Genomic DNA, 13,887 nt, shown 5'->3' on the forward strand with positions numbered 1-13,887 from the left:
TGTGACCCCACTAGTGGTACCGTCGTGGTATGGCTATGAATCTTCGTCTGCGCGACGACCAGCAGGAGGCGCTCAAGCTGCGTGCCGAGGAGGAGGGGCGCAGCATGCACGCCATAGTGCTTCAGGCGATCGACCGGTATCTGGAGCAGGAGGCGGATCGGGCCACGGTTCGCCGCCTGGGGGCCAAGTATGCGGCGGGCCACGCCGACCTGCTGCGGAGGCTGGGGGAGTAGATGAAGTACCTCACGGTCCTAGAGGTCCTGGACTTGGCGGAGCTGGCGTGTGGGGAGCAGACGCAGGTTGCCGTGCGCGACCTGGGCCTGCTCAGCTCGGCTGTCCACCGCCCCCAGTCGCAGATGTTCGGCGTCGAGGCGTACACGGACCTCTTCGCGAAGGTTGCGGCACTGCTGCAGTCGCTCGCCGTGAACCATCCTCTGGTGGACGGCAACAAGCGCATGGCGTGGATGTCCACCGTCGTCTTCCTTGACTTCAACGGCACTGAGATGATCGACGTCGATCAGGAAGAGGCGTACAAGCTCGTCATCGAGGTGGCCGCCGGCAGCTTGGAGGACGTGGCGATGATCGCCCTGCGTTTGAGGGCGTTGCGCGAGGCGGTGTGACCTGAGTCCCATCCACGGGTGACCCGGTGTCGTCCGCGCGTTGACACCACCGGCGCGCCGGTAGGGTGGCCCGGTTGTCATACGTAGCCGAGCCGCTCGACCCCACACACGGAGACCGTGACTACCACCGCCGCCAGTGCCGCCGCCTCCTCTTCTTCTTCCCACCACCTCTCACCTGCCTTCCCTGGCCGCGCCCCCTGGGGCACCGCGGGCAAGCTGCGTGCCTGGCAGCAGAGGGCGGTGGACAGGTACGTCCAGGAGCAGCCACGTGACTTCCTGGCCGTCGCCACACCCGGCGCCGGCAAGACCACGTTCGCGCTGACGCTCGCGTCCTGGCTGCTGCACCACCATGTCGTGCAGCAGGTGACCGTGGTCGCGCCGACCGAGCATTTGAAGAAGCAGTGGGCGGAGGCGGCCGCGCGGATAGGGATCAAGCTGGATCCCGAGTACAGCGCGGGGCCGCTCAGCAAGGAGTACCAGGGCATCGCCGTGACGTACGCCGGTGTCGGGGTGCGGCCCATGCTGCACCGGAACCGGGTGGAGCAGCGCAAGACCCTGGTCATCCTCGACGAGATCCACCACGCCGGTGACTCCAAGTCGTGGGGCGAGGCGTGCCTGGAGGCGTTCGAGCCCGCCACCCGACGCCTCGCGCTCACCGGTACGCCCTTCCGGTCCGACACCAACCCCATCCCCTTCGTGACGTACGAGGAGGGGAGGGACGGGATCCGGCGGTCCTCCGCCGACTACACCTACGGATACGGCAGCGCGCTGGGCGACGGCGTCGTGCGGCCGGTCATCTTCCTCAGCTACAGCGGCAACATGCGCTGGCGCACCAAGGCGGGGGACGAGATCGCCGCCCGGCTCGGCGAGCCCATGACCAAGGACGCCATCTCGCAGGCCTGGCGCACCGCTCTCGACCCGCGCGGCGAGTGGATGCCGAGCGTGCTGCGGGCCGCCGACCAGCGGCTGACGGAAGTACGCAAGAGCATCCCGGACGCCGGTGCGCTGGTCATCGCGTCCGACCAGGAGTCGGCCCGCGCCTACGCCAAGCTCATCCGCGACATCACCGGGACCAAGGCCACCCTCGTCCTGTCGGACGACACCGGCGCCTCGAAACGTATCGACGACTTCAGCGACAGCGACGACCGGTGGATGGTCGCGGTGCGGATGGTGTCCGAGGGCGTGGACGTGCCGCGGCTCGCCGTCGGTGTGTACGCCACCACCATCTCCACGCCCCTCTTCTTCGCACAGGCCGTCGGACGCTTCGTGCGCTCCCGGCGGCGCGGCGAGACCGCCTCCGTCTTCCTCCCGACCATTCCCAACCTCCTCGGCTTCGCGAGCGAGATGGAGGTCGAGCGCGACCACGTCCTCGACAAGCCCAAGAAGGAGGGCGAGGAGGACCCGTACGCCGAGTCCGAGAAGGAGATGGAGGAGGCGAACCGGGAGGAGGACGAGGACACCGGGGAGCAGGAGCAGTTCTCCTTCGAGGCGCTGGAGTCCGAGGCCGTCTTCGACCGGGTGCTGTACGACGGTGCCGAGTTCGGGATGCAGGCCCATCCGGGGAGCGCGGAGGAGCAGGACTACCTGGGGATTCCCGGGCTGCTCGAACCCGACCAGGTCCAGCTCCTGCTGCAGAAGCGGCAGGCCCGGCAGATCGCGCACAGCCGCAAGAAGCCGGACGACGAGGCGGACCTTCTCGAACTGCCCGCCGAGCGGCGGCCCGTGGTCTCCCACAAGGAGATGCTGGAGCTCCGCAAACAGCTCAACACCATGGTCGGCGCGTACGTCCACCAGAGCGGCAAGCCGCACGGCGTGATCCACACCGAGCTGCGGCGCGTGTGCGGGGGTCCGCCGAGCGCGGAGGCGACGGCGGGGCAGCTGCGGCAGCGGATCGCCAAGGTGCAGGAGTGGGCTACGCGGATGCGGTGACGCTGGGCGCTGGGCCTGGGCGCTGCGCCTGGCCGACGCCGGGTGCTGTGCCCGGGTTGCTCTGCCCCGGGTGCTGTGCCTGGCTGTTGTGCCCGGGCGGGGCGTGTGTACGGGCGCGTGCGCGGGGCGTGTTTTCTTGGCTCCGGCGCGCATCGCGACGTGTGCGCTGTGTGTAAGGGTGGTGTACGCCGGGTGGCGAGCACCGTGCGAATCGGGGCAAACGAAATGAGTCCGTACCAGCCGATGCCCGGATTCTGGACGGAGCCTTCCGCTGAGCGAACCGGCTCGCTACTGTCCCGCTACGCACACGCCCCGTGGCAGCGCAGCCGCGGAGCGCAGCCGTGAAGCGACTCCGCCCGGGAGCACCGGGTCGCCAGCCGACCGGCGGCCTCTGAAGCGCGTCGCCGACGGGACTCGGTGCCGCAATCGCCGTGAGGAGGCCGTCGACCTCACCACTAAGGAGTGGGCGTCGTGACCGCGGAGACCTCTCAGACGCTCGACCGGGGACTGCGCGTCCTCAAGTTGCTCGCCGACACGGATCACGGGCTGACCGTCACCGAACTCTCGAACAAACTGGGCGTCAACCGGACCGTTGTGTACCGGTTGCTCGCCACGTTGGAGCAGCACGCTCTCGTACGCCGTGATCTGGGCGGCCGTGCCCGGGTCGGGCTCGGGGTGCTGCGGCTCGGTCGCCAGGTGCATCCGCTGGTACGGGAGGCCGCGCTGCCCGCGTTGCGCTCGCTCGCGGAGGACATCGGGGCGACGGCTCATCTCACGCTTGTCGACGGCAGCGAGGCGCTTGCCGTCGCCGTCGTCGAGCCCACGTGGACGGACTATCACGTCGCCTACCGCGCCGGGTTCCGGCATCCGCTGGAGCGGGGTGCCGCGGGGCGGGCGATTCTCGCCGCTCGGCAGGCGCCGGTCGGGGAGTGCGGGTTCACGCTGACGCAGGGGGAGTTGGAGGCGGGGGCCAGTGGGGCTGCGGCTCCGCTGGTCGGTGTGACCGGGGTCGAGGGGAGCGTGGGTGTGGTGATGCTCGCGGATGCGGTGCCGGAGAGGGTGGGGCCGCGGGTGTTGGATGCGGCTCGGGAAGTGGCGGACGCGTTGCGCTGAGCGCGGGTGTGCGGGGTCGAGGCGTGAGCTTGGCTGAACGGGCACCCGGTGTCGGGGTTGCCGTCGGGGTGGGTGCGCTTACCGGCGCTTGCAGGGTGCCGCTCTTTTGGGACGGGCGCCGCCCCTAGCGGCACGCATGCCCACAGCGAGGACGGTTGCAGCGGCGCGCAGCCCACAGCGAGGACGCTTACAGCCTCACGTTAGATTGACCCCGTGCTCTCTCGTCTCACGCGCCCCAAGGCCGTTGCCGTCTGCGCTGTTCCCGTTGTGGCTCTGCTCGCGGTGGCGGTGTTCGCGCCGTTGCCGTTCTCTGTGACGCAGCCGGGGATGACGGCGAATGTTCTCGGGGAGAACAAGGGGGACCCGGTGATCACGATCACGGGCGCGGCCACGCGCAAGACGACTGGGCAGCTTCGGATGACGACGATCGAGGCGACGGGACCGGACACGAGCGTCCACCTCGGGGACCTGCTCGACGCCTGGTTCCGTACGGACCAGGCCGTGATGCCACGCGACTCGGTCTACCCCAGCGGCAACAGCGTCAAGGAGATCGAGCAGTACAACGCGGACGAGATGAAGGAGTCGCAGGACACGGCCACCGAGGCGGCGCTCTCGTACCTGGGCGAGAAGAACGACGTCAAGGTCACCCTCAGCCTCGCCGACGTCGGCGGCCCCAGCGCCGGACTGCTCTTCTCCCTCGGCATCGTCGACAAGCTGAACGGAGACGGCAGCGGAGGCGATCTCACCGGCGGACGCACCATCGCGGGTACGGGGACGATCGACGCCGACGGCAAGGTCGGCGCGGTCGGTGGCGTCGCCCTCAAGACGCAGGCCGCCCGGCGCGACGGCGCGACGGTCTTCCTGGTTCCGAAGGCGGAGTGCTCGGACGCCGGGACGGAACTGCCCAAGGGGCTGCGCCTGGTTCCGGTGACCACCCTCAAGGGAGCGGTGGATTCCCTGCTGGCCCTTGAGAAGGGGACGGGCTCGGTCCCGAGCTGCTAAGTCAGGCCTCAGCCCACCCCTTAGCCCACCTCAGCCCATCCCTTAGCCCAGCCCCGGCCCGCGTAACGCCTCATCCCGCCTTCACGAACCCCTCCTCCTTCATCCAGTCCAGCGCCACCTGATGCGGGTCGTCCCCGTCGACGTCCACCTTCGCGTTCAGGTCCCGCGCCACCGTGTTGTTGAGCTTCTTGGTGATCGGTTCGAGGACCTCGGCGATCGCCGGATACTTCTTCAGGGCCTTGGAGTTGATCTCGGGTGCGACGTTGTAGTTGGGGAAGAACTTCTTGTCGTCCGCCATCACCGCCAGGTTCATCGACCTGATGCGCCCGTCGGTGGTGAACACCTCTCCGTACGTGCAAGTCCCCTTCGCCACCTGGGTGTAGATGATCCCGGTGTCCATCTGGGTGACGTTCCCGGCGGGGACGCTCATCCCGTACGCCTTCTCCACGCCCGGCAGCCCGTCCGCCCGGTTGGCGAACTCGCTCTCCACACACACCGTGACCGCGCCCGGATCCGACTTGGCCAGGGCGGCCACCTCCGAGAGTGTCTTCGTGCCGTACTTCTTGAAGTTGGACCGGTTCATGGCGAACGCGTAGGTGTTGTTGAGAGTGGACGGCGGCAGCCAGGTGATGCCGTTCTTCGCGTCCGCGTCCCGCACGGCCTCCCACTGCTTCTGCGGGTCGGCGATGGGTGCGCTGTTGCCGAGATACGTGATCCAGGCGGTGCCCGTGTACTCGTACATGCTGTCCGCGTCCCCGCTCTTCACCGCCTCGCGGGCGCCGATCGAACCCTGGATGCCCGTGCGGTCGAGCACCTCCGCGCCGGCCGCCTCGAAGGCGATGCCCATGATCGCGCCGAGGATCAGCTGCTCGGTGAACTCCTTGGACGTCACCGTCAGATCGGCGCCCTTCAGCGGCTCGCCCTGCCCGATCGAGCCCGGCTTGACGTCGTCGACCATGGGCGAGCCACTGGTCAGCCCGCAACCGGACGCCGCCACCAGAACCCCGGCCAGCGCCAGAGACGTACGCCTCACGACTCCACCTCCAACCCCCGTGGCCGCAGCAGCAGTTCGACCAGCGAGGCGAGCCAGTCCACGAGCAGCGCGAGTGCCACCGTGAGGACCGAGCCGAGGACCAGTACCGGCATGCGCTGGGTGGTGATTCCGGTGGTGATGAGTACGCCGAGGCCGCCGCCTCCGCCGAAGGTGGCGAGGGTGGCGGTGCCGACGTTCAGGACGAGCGCGGTGCGGACGCCCGCGAGGATCAGCGGGACGGCCAGCGGGAGTTCGATCCGGGACAGGACGCCCAGCGGCGACATGCCGATGCCGCGCGCGGCCTCCAGCAGGGTCGGGTCGTTCGCCTTCAGGCCCGCGATCGTGTTGGAGAGGACCGGCAGGACCGCGTAGATGATGATGCCGATCAGGGCCGCCTTCTCGCCGATGCCCAGCCAGATGACCAGGAGTGCGAGGAGGCCGATGGCCGGGGTCGCCTGCCCCATGTTGGCGAACGTCATCGCGACCGGGGCGGCCTTCCGGAACGCTTTGCGGGTCAGCAGAATGCCCAGCGGAATCGCGATTATCAGCACGAAGAACGTGGAGATCAAGGTCAGTTGGATGTGCTGGCTCAGTGCCTTCCCCACCTGGCCGCCCGAGATCGCGTTCTCGGAGATCGAGTCCAGGTGCGCCTGCTCGAACCAGAGCCAGGTGGCCAGCAGCACGGCCGCCAGGAAGGCCGGCAGGAAGGTCAGCTTCTGCCAGGTGATCCGGCGCTTCGGGCGGCCGTCGGGCGATGGCGGCGGCCCCGGCTCGACGGCGCCCGAATTCAGGCCCGCGCCCTCGCTGTCGTCGCGGAAGGCGAGGCCCTTCACCTCGTGCTCGCCCTCGGGCCGCTGCCTGGGCGGGGGAGTGTTCACGCCTTCGCCTCCCCGTCCTCGGCGCCCTCCTGCTCGAAATGGGTCTGGTGGACGCGCGCCTCCTCCAGCTCGTGCTGGTGCTCCATGGCGTCCAGCCGGTCGGCCTCCAGGAGTTCCTGCACGGAGTTCATCAGCGTCTCCATGTCGACGACGCCGATGTACTCGCCGCGCCGCCCGGTCACCGCGACCCGGCCCGTGTTGTCCGTGAGTACGGCCTCCAGGGCATCGCGCAGGGTCGCGTCCCGGGTCACCGTGTCGTGCACCAGCGTGCCCGCCCGCGCCAGCGAACCCCTGGCCCGCATCAGGTCGCCGCGCCGCAGCCATTTGTAGGGGCGGCCGCGTCTGTCGAGCAGAAGGATCTCGTTCGTGCCGCTGGAGCGGAGCTTGTTGAAGATGTCCTGGAGCGGGTCGTCGACGGTGACCGTCGGATAGTCGGTGATCGCGACATCCCGTACGCGGCTGAGGTTGAGCCGCTTCAGGGCGGCGCCCGCGCCCACGAACCCGGACACGAAGTCGTCGGCCGGGTTGGTGAGGATCGCCTCCGGGGTGTCGAACTGCGCGATGTGCGAGCGCTCGCGCAGCACCGCGATCCGGTCGCCCAGCTTGATGGCCTCGTCGAAGTCGTGCGTGACGAAGACGATCGTCTTGTGCAACTCGTGCTGGAGTCGGATCAGTTCGTCCTGGAGGTGGTCGCGGGTGATCGGGTCCACGGCACCGAAGGGCTCGTCCATCAGCAGGACGGGCGGGTCGGCGGCCAACGCCCTTGCCACGCCCACGCGTTGCTGCTGTCCGCCGGAGAGCTGACGTGGATAGCGGCCGTGGAACTCGCCCGGGTCGAGCCCGACCAGGTCGAGCATCTCCTCCACCCGCGACTTGATCCTCGACTTCGGCCAGCCGGTCATCTTCGGTACCAGGGCGATGTTCTGAGCGACCGTCATGTGCGGGAAGAGCCCGGAGGCCTGGATCGCGTACCCGATCTTGCGGCGCAACTTCACCGGGTCCATGTCGGTGACGTCCTCGCCACCGATACGGATGCGCCCGCCGGTCGGCTCGATCAGCCGGTTGATCATTTTCAGGGTGGTGGACTTTCCGCAGCCCGACGGGCCCACGAGGACGACCAGTTCGCCCGCCTTGATCTCCATGTTGACGTTGTCGACCGCCGGGTCGCCGCTGCCCGGATAGCGCTTGGTGAGGTTCTCCAGCTCGATGGTGGCGCCCGATGTGGACGCGACCTCGGCACCGGAGGCCTCGGTCGTCTCAGACACGGATCCCCCTCGGGATGGTCAGCCGCCCGATGAGGACGTACACGGCGTCGAACAGCAGCGCCAGGATGATGATCCCGAGCGTGCCCGCGAGGACCTGGTTGAGCGCGTTCTTGCTGCCCAGGGAGCCGATACCGCGGAAGATCTCGTTGCCGAGGCCCGGCCCGGAGGCGTACGCCGCGACGGCCGCGATGCCCATCAGCATCTGCGTGGAGACCCGGATACCGGTGAGGATCGGCGGCCAGGCCAGCGGCAGCTCCACCCGCACGAGCTGGGCCAGGCGCGACATCCCGATGCCCTTCGCCGCGTCCACGAGCGAGGGGTCGACCCCGCGCAGGCCGACGATCGAGTTCCGCACGATGGGCAGCAGTCCGTACAGCGTCAGCGCGATGACGGTCGGCGGGACGCCGAGTCCGACCACGGGGATCAGCAGACCGATCATGGCGAGCGACGGGATCGTCAGGATCATCGAGGTGGTCGTGGTGGCGAGGCTGCCCGCCCAGTCGCTGCGGTAGGTGACGACACCGATCACCACACCGATGACGGTCGCCACGACCATGCACTGGAAGACGGCGCTGGCGTGCTGGTAGGCGTCCGTGAGCAGTTGCTGGTGGCGGCTGCTCAGGTACTCCCAGAAGTTCACCCCACGTCACCCCGGTCCTCGGTCACTGCTCGGTCGCCGCTTGTTCCACCAGCGGGATGATCCGCAGCGGAACGGGGTTCTCCATGACGATCGCCGTGGAGGCCCGGACGATGCCATCAAAACCGACAACCCGGTCGATCACACGTTGGAGATCGGCGTTCGAGCGGGCGACCAGCCGGCACAGCATGTCGCCGCTGCCCGTCGTCGTGTGCAGCTCCAGCACCTCGGGGACGGTCGCCAAGTGGGCTCGTACGTCCGTGCCTTGTCCCTGCCTGATCTGCAGGGTCGCGAACGCCGTGACCGGGTAGCCCAGCGCGGCCGGATCCACCTGCGGCCCGAACCCCCGGATGACTCCATTCGATTGAAGCCGGTCGAGCCGCGCCTGCACGGTGCCGCGCGCGACGCCGAGCCGCCGGGACATCTCCAGGACGCCGATGCGCGGTTCCTCGGCGAGCAGCACGATGAGCCCGCCGTCCAGATGATCGATCGCCATGGTGTCCTCCGGGGTGGTCATCTTGTACATATCGCCCGCTGAATCGGGCAACTGGATGAGCAGAGTGTCCAGCAGATAAGCAAACTATTGCGCACCTTGCCAAGCAGCGGGAGCCTGCGAACATGAGCCAGACCACAGAGCACCGCACTCCCGACACCGCCCGGCAGGCAGACCCCTTCCCGGTCAAGGGAATGGACGCGGTCGTCTTCGCCGTCGGCAACGCCAAGCAGGCCGCGCACTACTACTCCACCGCCTTCGGCATGCAGCTGGTCGCCTACTCCGGACCGGAGAACGGCAGCCGCGAGACCGCCTCGTACGTCCTCACCAACGGCTCGGCGCGCTTCGTCCTCACCTCGGTGATCAAGCCCGCCACCACCTGGGGCCACTTCCTCGCCCAACACGTGGCCGAGCACGGCGACGGCGTCGTCGACCTCGCCATCGAGGTCCCGGACACCCGGGCCGCGTACGCGTACGCCATCGAGCACGGCGCCCGCTCCGTCGCCGAGCCGTACGAGGTGAAGGACGAGCACGGCACGGTCGTACTCGCCGCGATCGCCACGTACGGCGAGACCCGGCACACCCTGGTCGAGCGCTCGGGCTACGACGGTCCCTACCTCCCCGGCTTCACCGCCGCCGCGCCGATCGTCACGCCGCCCGCCCACCGCACCTTCCAGGCCATCGACCACTGCGTCGGCAACGTCGAACTCGGCCGCATGAACGACTGGGTCGGCTTCTACAACAAGGTCATGGGCTTCACGAACATGAAGGAGTTCGTGGGCGACGACATCGCGACCGAGTACAGCGCGCTGATGTCCAAGGTCGTCGCGGACGGCACGCTCAAGGTCAAGTTCCCGATCAACGAGCCCGCCATCGCCAAGAAGAAGTCCCAGATCGACGAGTACCTGGAGTTCTACGGCGGCGCGGGCGTCCAGCACATCGCGCTCAACTCGGGCGACATCGTCGAGACGGTACGCACCATGCGCGCGGCCGGGGTCCAGTTCCTCGACACCCCGGACTCCTACTACGACACCCTCGGCGAGTGGGTCGGCGACACCCGCGTCCCCGTCGACACCCTGCGCGACCTGAAGATCCTCGCCGACCGCGACGAGGACGGCTATCTGCTGCAGATCTTCACCAAGCCGGTCCAGGACCGCCCGACCGTCTTCTTCGAGATCATCGAACGACACGGCTCGATGGGCTTCGGCAAGGGCAACTTCAAGGCGCTGTTCGAGGCGATCGAGCGGGAGCAGGAGAGGCGGGGGAACCTGTAGCGGCAGCCTTCGAGGGCTCCGCCGACGGATTCCCTGACGGATTCCCCGACGGTTTCCCGGACGGCGCGTCCGAATCCGGCGACTCGTCCGAATCCGCCGGCTCGCCCGGCGCCTCCTCCTCCACCGCCGGCTCACCCAGCGCATCGAGCGCCGCCTCGGCCGCCGGGACGTGGAGCGGCGAGAAGTACGGGTTGATGCGCAGGGCCTCGGCGAGGTGGCGGCGGGCGGGACCGTACTGCTCCAGGGCGCGTTCGATCTGGCCGCGGTGGTAGGCGTACAGCGCACTGCGTACGCCGCCGCCGTGCTCCTTGTCCATCGCCCTGGTGGCGAACTTCAGGGCCTCCTCATGCTCCCCGGCCCGGTGCAGCGCCCAGCCCAGCGCGTCCGCGACGGCGATCCCGGGGTGCCGCTTCCACTCGTCGCGCAGCAGCGCCACGGCGGTCGAGGTATCGCCGTGGTCCGCCTCGAAGAGCCCGAGGACCAGCTCGTCGTCCACACCCCCGGCGGCCTCCTGCCGCACCCGCTCCCGCAGCAGGTCGTACTGGACGCGTGCGGCCCCATCGACGCCGAGCTTCTCGTACAACTCGCCCAGCTCCAGCGCGTACCGCGGCTCGGGCCGCTTGGCGAGCGCCGTCTGGTACGCCCGCAGCGCCTCCGACGTGCGCCCCAGCGCCGCCAGCGCGCGCCCCTGCCCGGCGTGCGCCCCGTACTCGTCGGGGTCGGTGCGCAGCGCGCGCTCGTAGTAGCCCAGCGACTCCTCGCGGTCGCCGCGTTCCCAGGCCAGCTCGCCGGCCTGCTGGAGGAAGGCCGCCTGCTCGGCGGGGGTCGCCGCGTGCGCCGCGGCGTCGGCCACGGCGGCCGCCGCGTCCTCGCGCCAGCCGCGGTCCCAGTAGACCCGCGCGGCCCGCGCCGTCACCGTCGGCCCTGAGCGCAGCTCCAGCAGCTTGTCGAGGGCTTTGCGGGCGGCCTTCCAGTCGCCGAGGCCGGTGTACGCGTCGATCAGCAGTGGATACGTCGTCCAGCGCTTCGGCGACAGCTTCACGGCCGCCTCGCCCCACTTCTTGCCCTCCCGGAAGTCACCGCGGGTGTTGGCGAGCGCCGCGAGGCCGTCGAGTGCCTCCACGTTCCCCTTCGGCCGGGCCCGCAGCGACGTACGCAGCGCCTGCTCGGCCTTCGGGTAGTAGGCGGGCGTCGCGGTCCGCCGCCCCTGCTCCAGATAGGCACCGCCGAGCACGGCCCACGACTGGTCGTCGCCCGGATGGGCCCGCAGATGCGTCTCGCGGTCGCCGATGAGCGCCGCCAGATCGGGCAGCGCTGCGGGCACCCCGGCGCCCACCGCCGTCTGCGCCCGCGCCACCGGACCCGGGGCGGGCGGCGCCGGGTCCCGCCCCGCCGAGGGCAGCAGGAACAGCAGAGCGCCGAGTACGACACCTCCCGCGACGGCGCCGATCAGCGCGCGCTTGACGAAAGGGGAGAAACGGGACCCGGGAGGCTCGGAATCCTGAGGCCGCGCTGTCGCCGGTCGCTGCTCTTCGATCTCCATGGCGCTCACTGTGCGTCAGTACGAAGACCACATCACGGCATGCGTTGGGTGCCGCCGACGGGGTTCACACCGATGGCCGCGAGTGCGACGCTGTGATCATGAGCCGTATCGAAGCCCCGCGTGATGAGGTGACGGGCAACCTCGTCGACCGTCTCCTCGCCGGCCTGCCGGCCGAAGCCGTCCTCACCGACCCGGACATCACGGCCTCGTACGGACACGACATGGCGAGCTTCTGCGAGGCGGGCACGCCGGCCGTCGTTGTCCTTCCCCGCACCGTCGAGCAGGTCCAGCACGTCATGCGCACCGCCACCGAGCTGCGCGTCCCCGTCGTCCCGCAGGGCGCCCGCACCGGCCTGTCCGGCGCCGCCAACGCCTCGGACGGCTGCATCGTGCTGTCCCTGGTGAAGATGGACCGGATCCTCGAGATCAACCCGGTCGACCGGATCGCGGTGGTCGAACCGGGCGTCATCAACGCGACCCTCTCCCGCGCCGTCAACGAACACGGCCTGTACTACCCGCCGGACCCCTCCAGCTGGGAGATGTGCACGATCGGCGGCAACATCGGCACCGCGTCGGGCGGCCTGTGCTGCGTCAAGTACGGGGTGACGGCCGAGTACGTCCTCGGCCTGGACGTCGTACTCGCCGACGGGCGGCTCATGACCACCGGCCGCCGCACGGCGAAGGGCGTCGCCGGATACGACCTCACCCGCCTCTTCGTGGGCTCCGAGGGCTCGCTCGGCATCGTCGTACGGGCCATCCTCGCGCTCAAGCCGCAGCCGCCCGAGCAACTGGTGCTGGCCGCCGAGTTCCCGTCTGCGCGGGCCGCGTGCGACGCCGTGGTCAAGGTGATGGAGGGCGGTCACGTGCCGTCCCTCCTCGAACTGATGGACCGTACGACGGTGAAAGCCGTCAACGACCTGGCCCACATGGGCCTCCCGGAGACCACCGAGGCCCTCCTCCTCGCCGCCTTCGACACCCACGACCCCCCCGCCGACCTCGCCGCGGTCGGCGCCCTGTGCGAGGCCGCGGGCGCCACCCAGGTGGTACCGGCGGAGGACGCGGCCGAGTCCGAACTCCTCCTCCAGGCACGGCGGCTGGCGCTCGTCGCGCTCGAGGCGGTCAAGGGCACCACGATGATCGACGACGTGTGCGTGCCGCGTTCCCGGCTCGGCGACATGCTCGAAGGCATCGAGCGCGTCGCCGACAAGTACGCCCTGACCATCGGGGTCTGCGCACACGCCGGCGACGGCAACACCCACCCCACCGTCTGCTTCGACGCCTCCGACCCCGACGAGTCCCGGCGTGCCCGCGAGTCCTTCGACGAGATCATGGCCCTCGGCCTGGAACTCGGCGGCACGATCACCGGCGAGCACGGCGTGGGCGTCCTGAAGAAGGAGTGGCTGGCGCGCGAGCTCGGCCCGGTGGGCGTCGAGATGCAGCGGGCGGTCAAGGCGGCGTTCGACCCACTGGGGCTCCTCAACCCCGGCAAGCTCTTCTGACGTACCTTTCTTGCGGCTAAACCGCCGCCGCTCTCGCGGACCTGGCTGATCGCCGTTGTGGTTCCTCAATTGATGGCTGAGGTGGTTCACTCACCACCTTCTTTGGATTCGTCGGACGGCCAGGGATCCCGCAGCCACAGATCGTCGGCCGGAGTCGGGGCAAGCAGCTCGGCGAGGCCGTCGTCGATGCCGAGCTGCTCCGCCTCAGAGCCCGGGGGGACCGCCCGGAGGGTGCGTTCCAGCCAGGCGGACACCTGCGCGGCGGGCGCTTCGAGCAGCGCGTCGCCGTCGGGCGAGCTCAGTGCCATCAGCACGACACCGCGGCCCGCGACCTTCGTCGGCCACACCCGCACATCGCCGTGCCCGCACGGCCGGAACACCCCCTCGACGAGGAGTTCGCGGGCGAAGGTCCAGCTGACCGGATGGTCGGAGCCGATGTGGAAGGTGATGTGGACGGCGTACGGATCGTCGGTGCGGTAACTGAGCCGAGCCGGGACAGGGATGCTGCGCTCTGGCGACAGGACGAGATTGAGCTCGAGTTCGCGTTCCACCACGGTGTGCATGTCGATGCGTTTCCTTTCTCGTACGGGGCCCTGGGCGG

The 13,887-nt window shown here is 69.5% G+C and carries 14 protein-coding genes; 7 read left to right on the forward strand and 7 right to left on the reverse strand.

What is annotated here, in order from left to right; all coding sequences use genetic code 11:
• The first annotated feature begins 35 nt into the window (after window positions 1–35).
• The 5 genes from AB0N66_RS08475 (at window position 36) to AB0N66_RS08495 (ending at window position 4,664) form a co-directional block, all read left to right on the forward strand.
• Window positions 36–233 carry an Arc family DNA-binding protein gene (locus AB0N66_RS08475; protein WP_013003224.1) on the forward strand — a complete coding sequence of 66 codons (198 nt, stop codon included), beginning with the start codon at window positions 36–38 and terminating at the stop codon, window positions 231–233.
• Window positions 234–620 carry a type II toxin-antitoxin system death-on-curing family toxin gene (locus tag AB0N66_RS08480; protein WP_365430359.1) on the forward strand — a complete coding sequence of 129 codons (387 nt, stop codon included), beginning with the start codon at window positions 234–236 and terminating at the stop codon, window positions 618–620.
• A 117-nt stretch (window positions 621–737) separates the two neighbouring features.
• Window positions 738–2,549, forward strand: coding sequence for a DEAD/DEAH box helicase (locus AB0N66_RS08485; protein WP_365430361.1), 1,812 nt, complete (start codon window positions 738–740; stop codon window positions 2,547–2,549).
• Window positions 2,550–3,020: 471 nt separating this feature from the next.
• Entirely contained in the window at window positions 3,021–3,662 is a 642-nt protein-coding gene (locus AB0N66_RS08490) for a helix-turn-helix domain-containing protein (protein ID WP_365430363.1), read from the forward strand.
• A gap of 213 nt (window positions 3,663–3,875) precedes the next feature.
• Window positions 3,876–4,664, forward strand: coding sequence for a S16 family serine protease (locus AB0N66_RS08495; protein WP_365430365.1), 789 nt, complete (start codon window positions 3,876–3,878; stop codon window positions 4,662–4,664).
• 70 nt (window positions 4,665–4,734) lie between these two features.
• Here AB0N66_RS08495 and AB0N66_RS08500 read toward each other — a convergent pair whose 3' ends face one another.
• Genes AB0N66_RS08500 through AB0N66_RS08520 form a run of 5 tightly spaced genes read right to left on the reverse strand, consistent with a single transcriptional unit; the run spans window position 4,735 to window position 8,973 of the window.
• Window positions 4,735–5,697 (reverse strand): glycine betaine ABC transporter substrate-binding protein, encoded by a 963-nt coding sequence (locus tag AB0N66_RS08500; RefSeq protein ID WP_365430367.1) that lies wholly within the window; start codon window positions 5,695–5,697, stop codon window positions 4,735–4,737.
• Window positions 5,694–6,575 (reverse strand): ABC transporter permease, encoded by an 882-nt coding sequence (locus AB0N66_RS08505; RefSeq protein WP_365430369.1) that lies wholly within the window; start codon window positions 6,573–6,575, stop codon window positions 5,694–5,696. Before AB0N66_RS08505 ends, AB0N66_RS08500 begins: the two co-directional genes overlap by 4 nt.
• Window positions 6,572–7,840, reverse strand: a complete 1,269-nt coding sequence (locus AB0N66_RS08510) for a betaine/proline/choline family ABC transporter ATP-binding protein (protein WP_365430371.1) — start codon at window positions 7,838–7,840, stop codon at window positions 6,572–6,574. The genes AB0N66_RS08505 and AB0N66_RS08510 overlap by 4 nt, the downstream gene beginning before the upstream one ends.
• Window positions 7,833–8,480: an ABC transporter permease gene (locus AB0N66_RS08515; protein WP_365430373.1), complete on the reverse strand. Its 648-nt coding sequence runs from the start codon at window positions 8,478–8,480 to the stop codon at window positions 7,833–7,835. The genes AB0N66_RS08510 and AB0N66_RS08515 overlap by 8 nt, the downstream gene beginning before the upstream one ends.
• Before the next feature lie 22 nt (window positions 8,481–8,502).
• On the reverse strand, window positions 8,503–8,973 hold the full coding sequence (locus tag AB0N66_RS08520) for an Lrp/AsnC family transcriptional regulator (RefSeq protein ID WP_365430905.1): 471 nt from the start codon (window positions 8,971–8,973) through the stop codon (window positions 8,503–8,505).
• A gap of 122 nt (window positions 8,974–9,095) precedes the next feature.
• Here AB0N66_RS08520 and hppD point away from each other — a divergent pair, with 122 nt between their 5' ends.
• Window positions 9,096–10,244 (forward strand): 4-hydroxyphenylpyruvate dioxygenase, encoded by a 1,149-nt coding sequence (hppD, locus tag AB0N66_RS08525; RefSeq protein WP_365430375.1) that lies wholly within the window; start codon window positions 9,096–9,098, stop codon window positions 10,242–10,244.
• Here hppD and AB0N66_RS08530 read toward each other — a convergent pair.
• Complete coding sequence (locus AB0N66_RS08530) at window positions 10,189–11,787, reverse strand: tetratricopeptide repeat protein (protein WP_365430377.1); 1,599 nt, start codon at window positions 11,785–11,787, stop codon at window positions 10,189–10,191. The two genes, hppD and AB0N66_RS08530, sit on opposite strands and share 56 nt — an antisense overlap.
• A gap of 92 nt (window positions 11,788–11,879) precedes the next feature.
• Here AB0N66_RS08530 and AB0N66_RS08535 point away from each other — a divergent pair, with 92 nt between their 5' ends.
• The gene (locus tag AB0N66_RS08535) at window positions 11,880–13,286 is read left to right on the forward strand and encodes an FAD-linked oxidase C-terminal domain-containing protein (protein ID WP_365430379.1); all 1,407 of its coding nucleotides are present in this window, start codon (window positions 11,880–11,882) and stop codon (window positions 13,284–13,286) included.
• 86 nt (window positions 13,287–13,372) lie between these two features.
• Here the strand turns inward: AB0N66_RS08535 and AB0N66_RS08540 are convergent, their stop codons facing one another.
• Window positions 13,373–13,849, reverse strand: a complete 477-nt coding sequence (locus AB0N66_RS08540) for an SsgA family sporulation/cell division regulator (protein ID WP_365430381.1) — start codon at window positions 13,847–13,849, stop codon at window positions 13,373–13,375.
• Window positions 13,850–13,887 lie beyond the last annotated feature (38 nt).

Origin of the sequence: Streptomyces sp. NPDC093544 (genome assembly GCF_040683495.1) — a bacterium.
Taxonomy (GTDB): domain Bacteria; phylum Actinomycetota; class Actinomycetes; order Streptomycetales; family Streptomycetaceae; genus Streptomyces.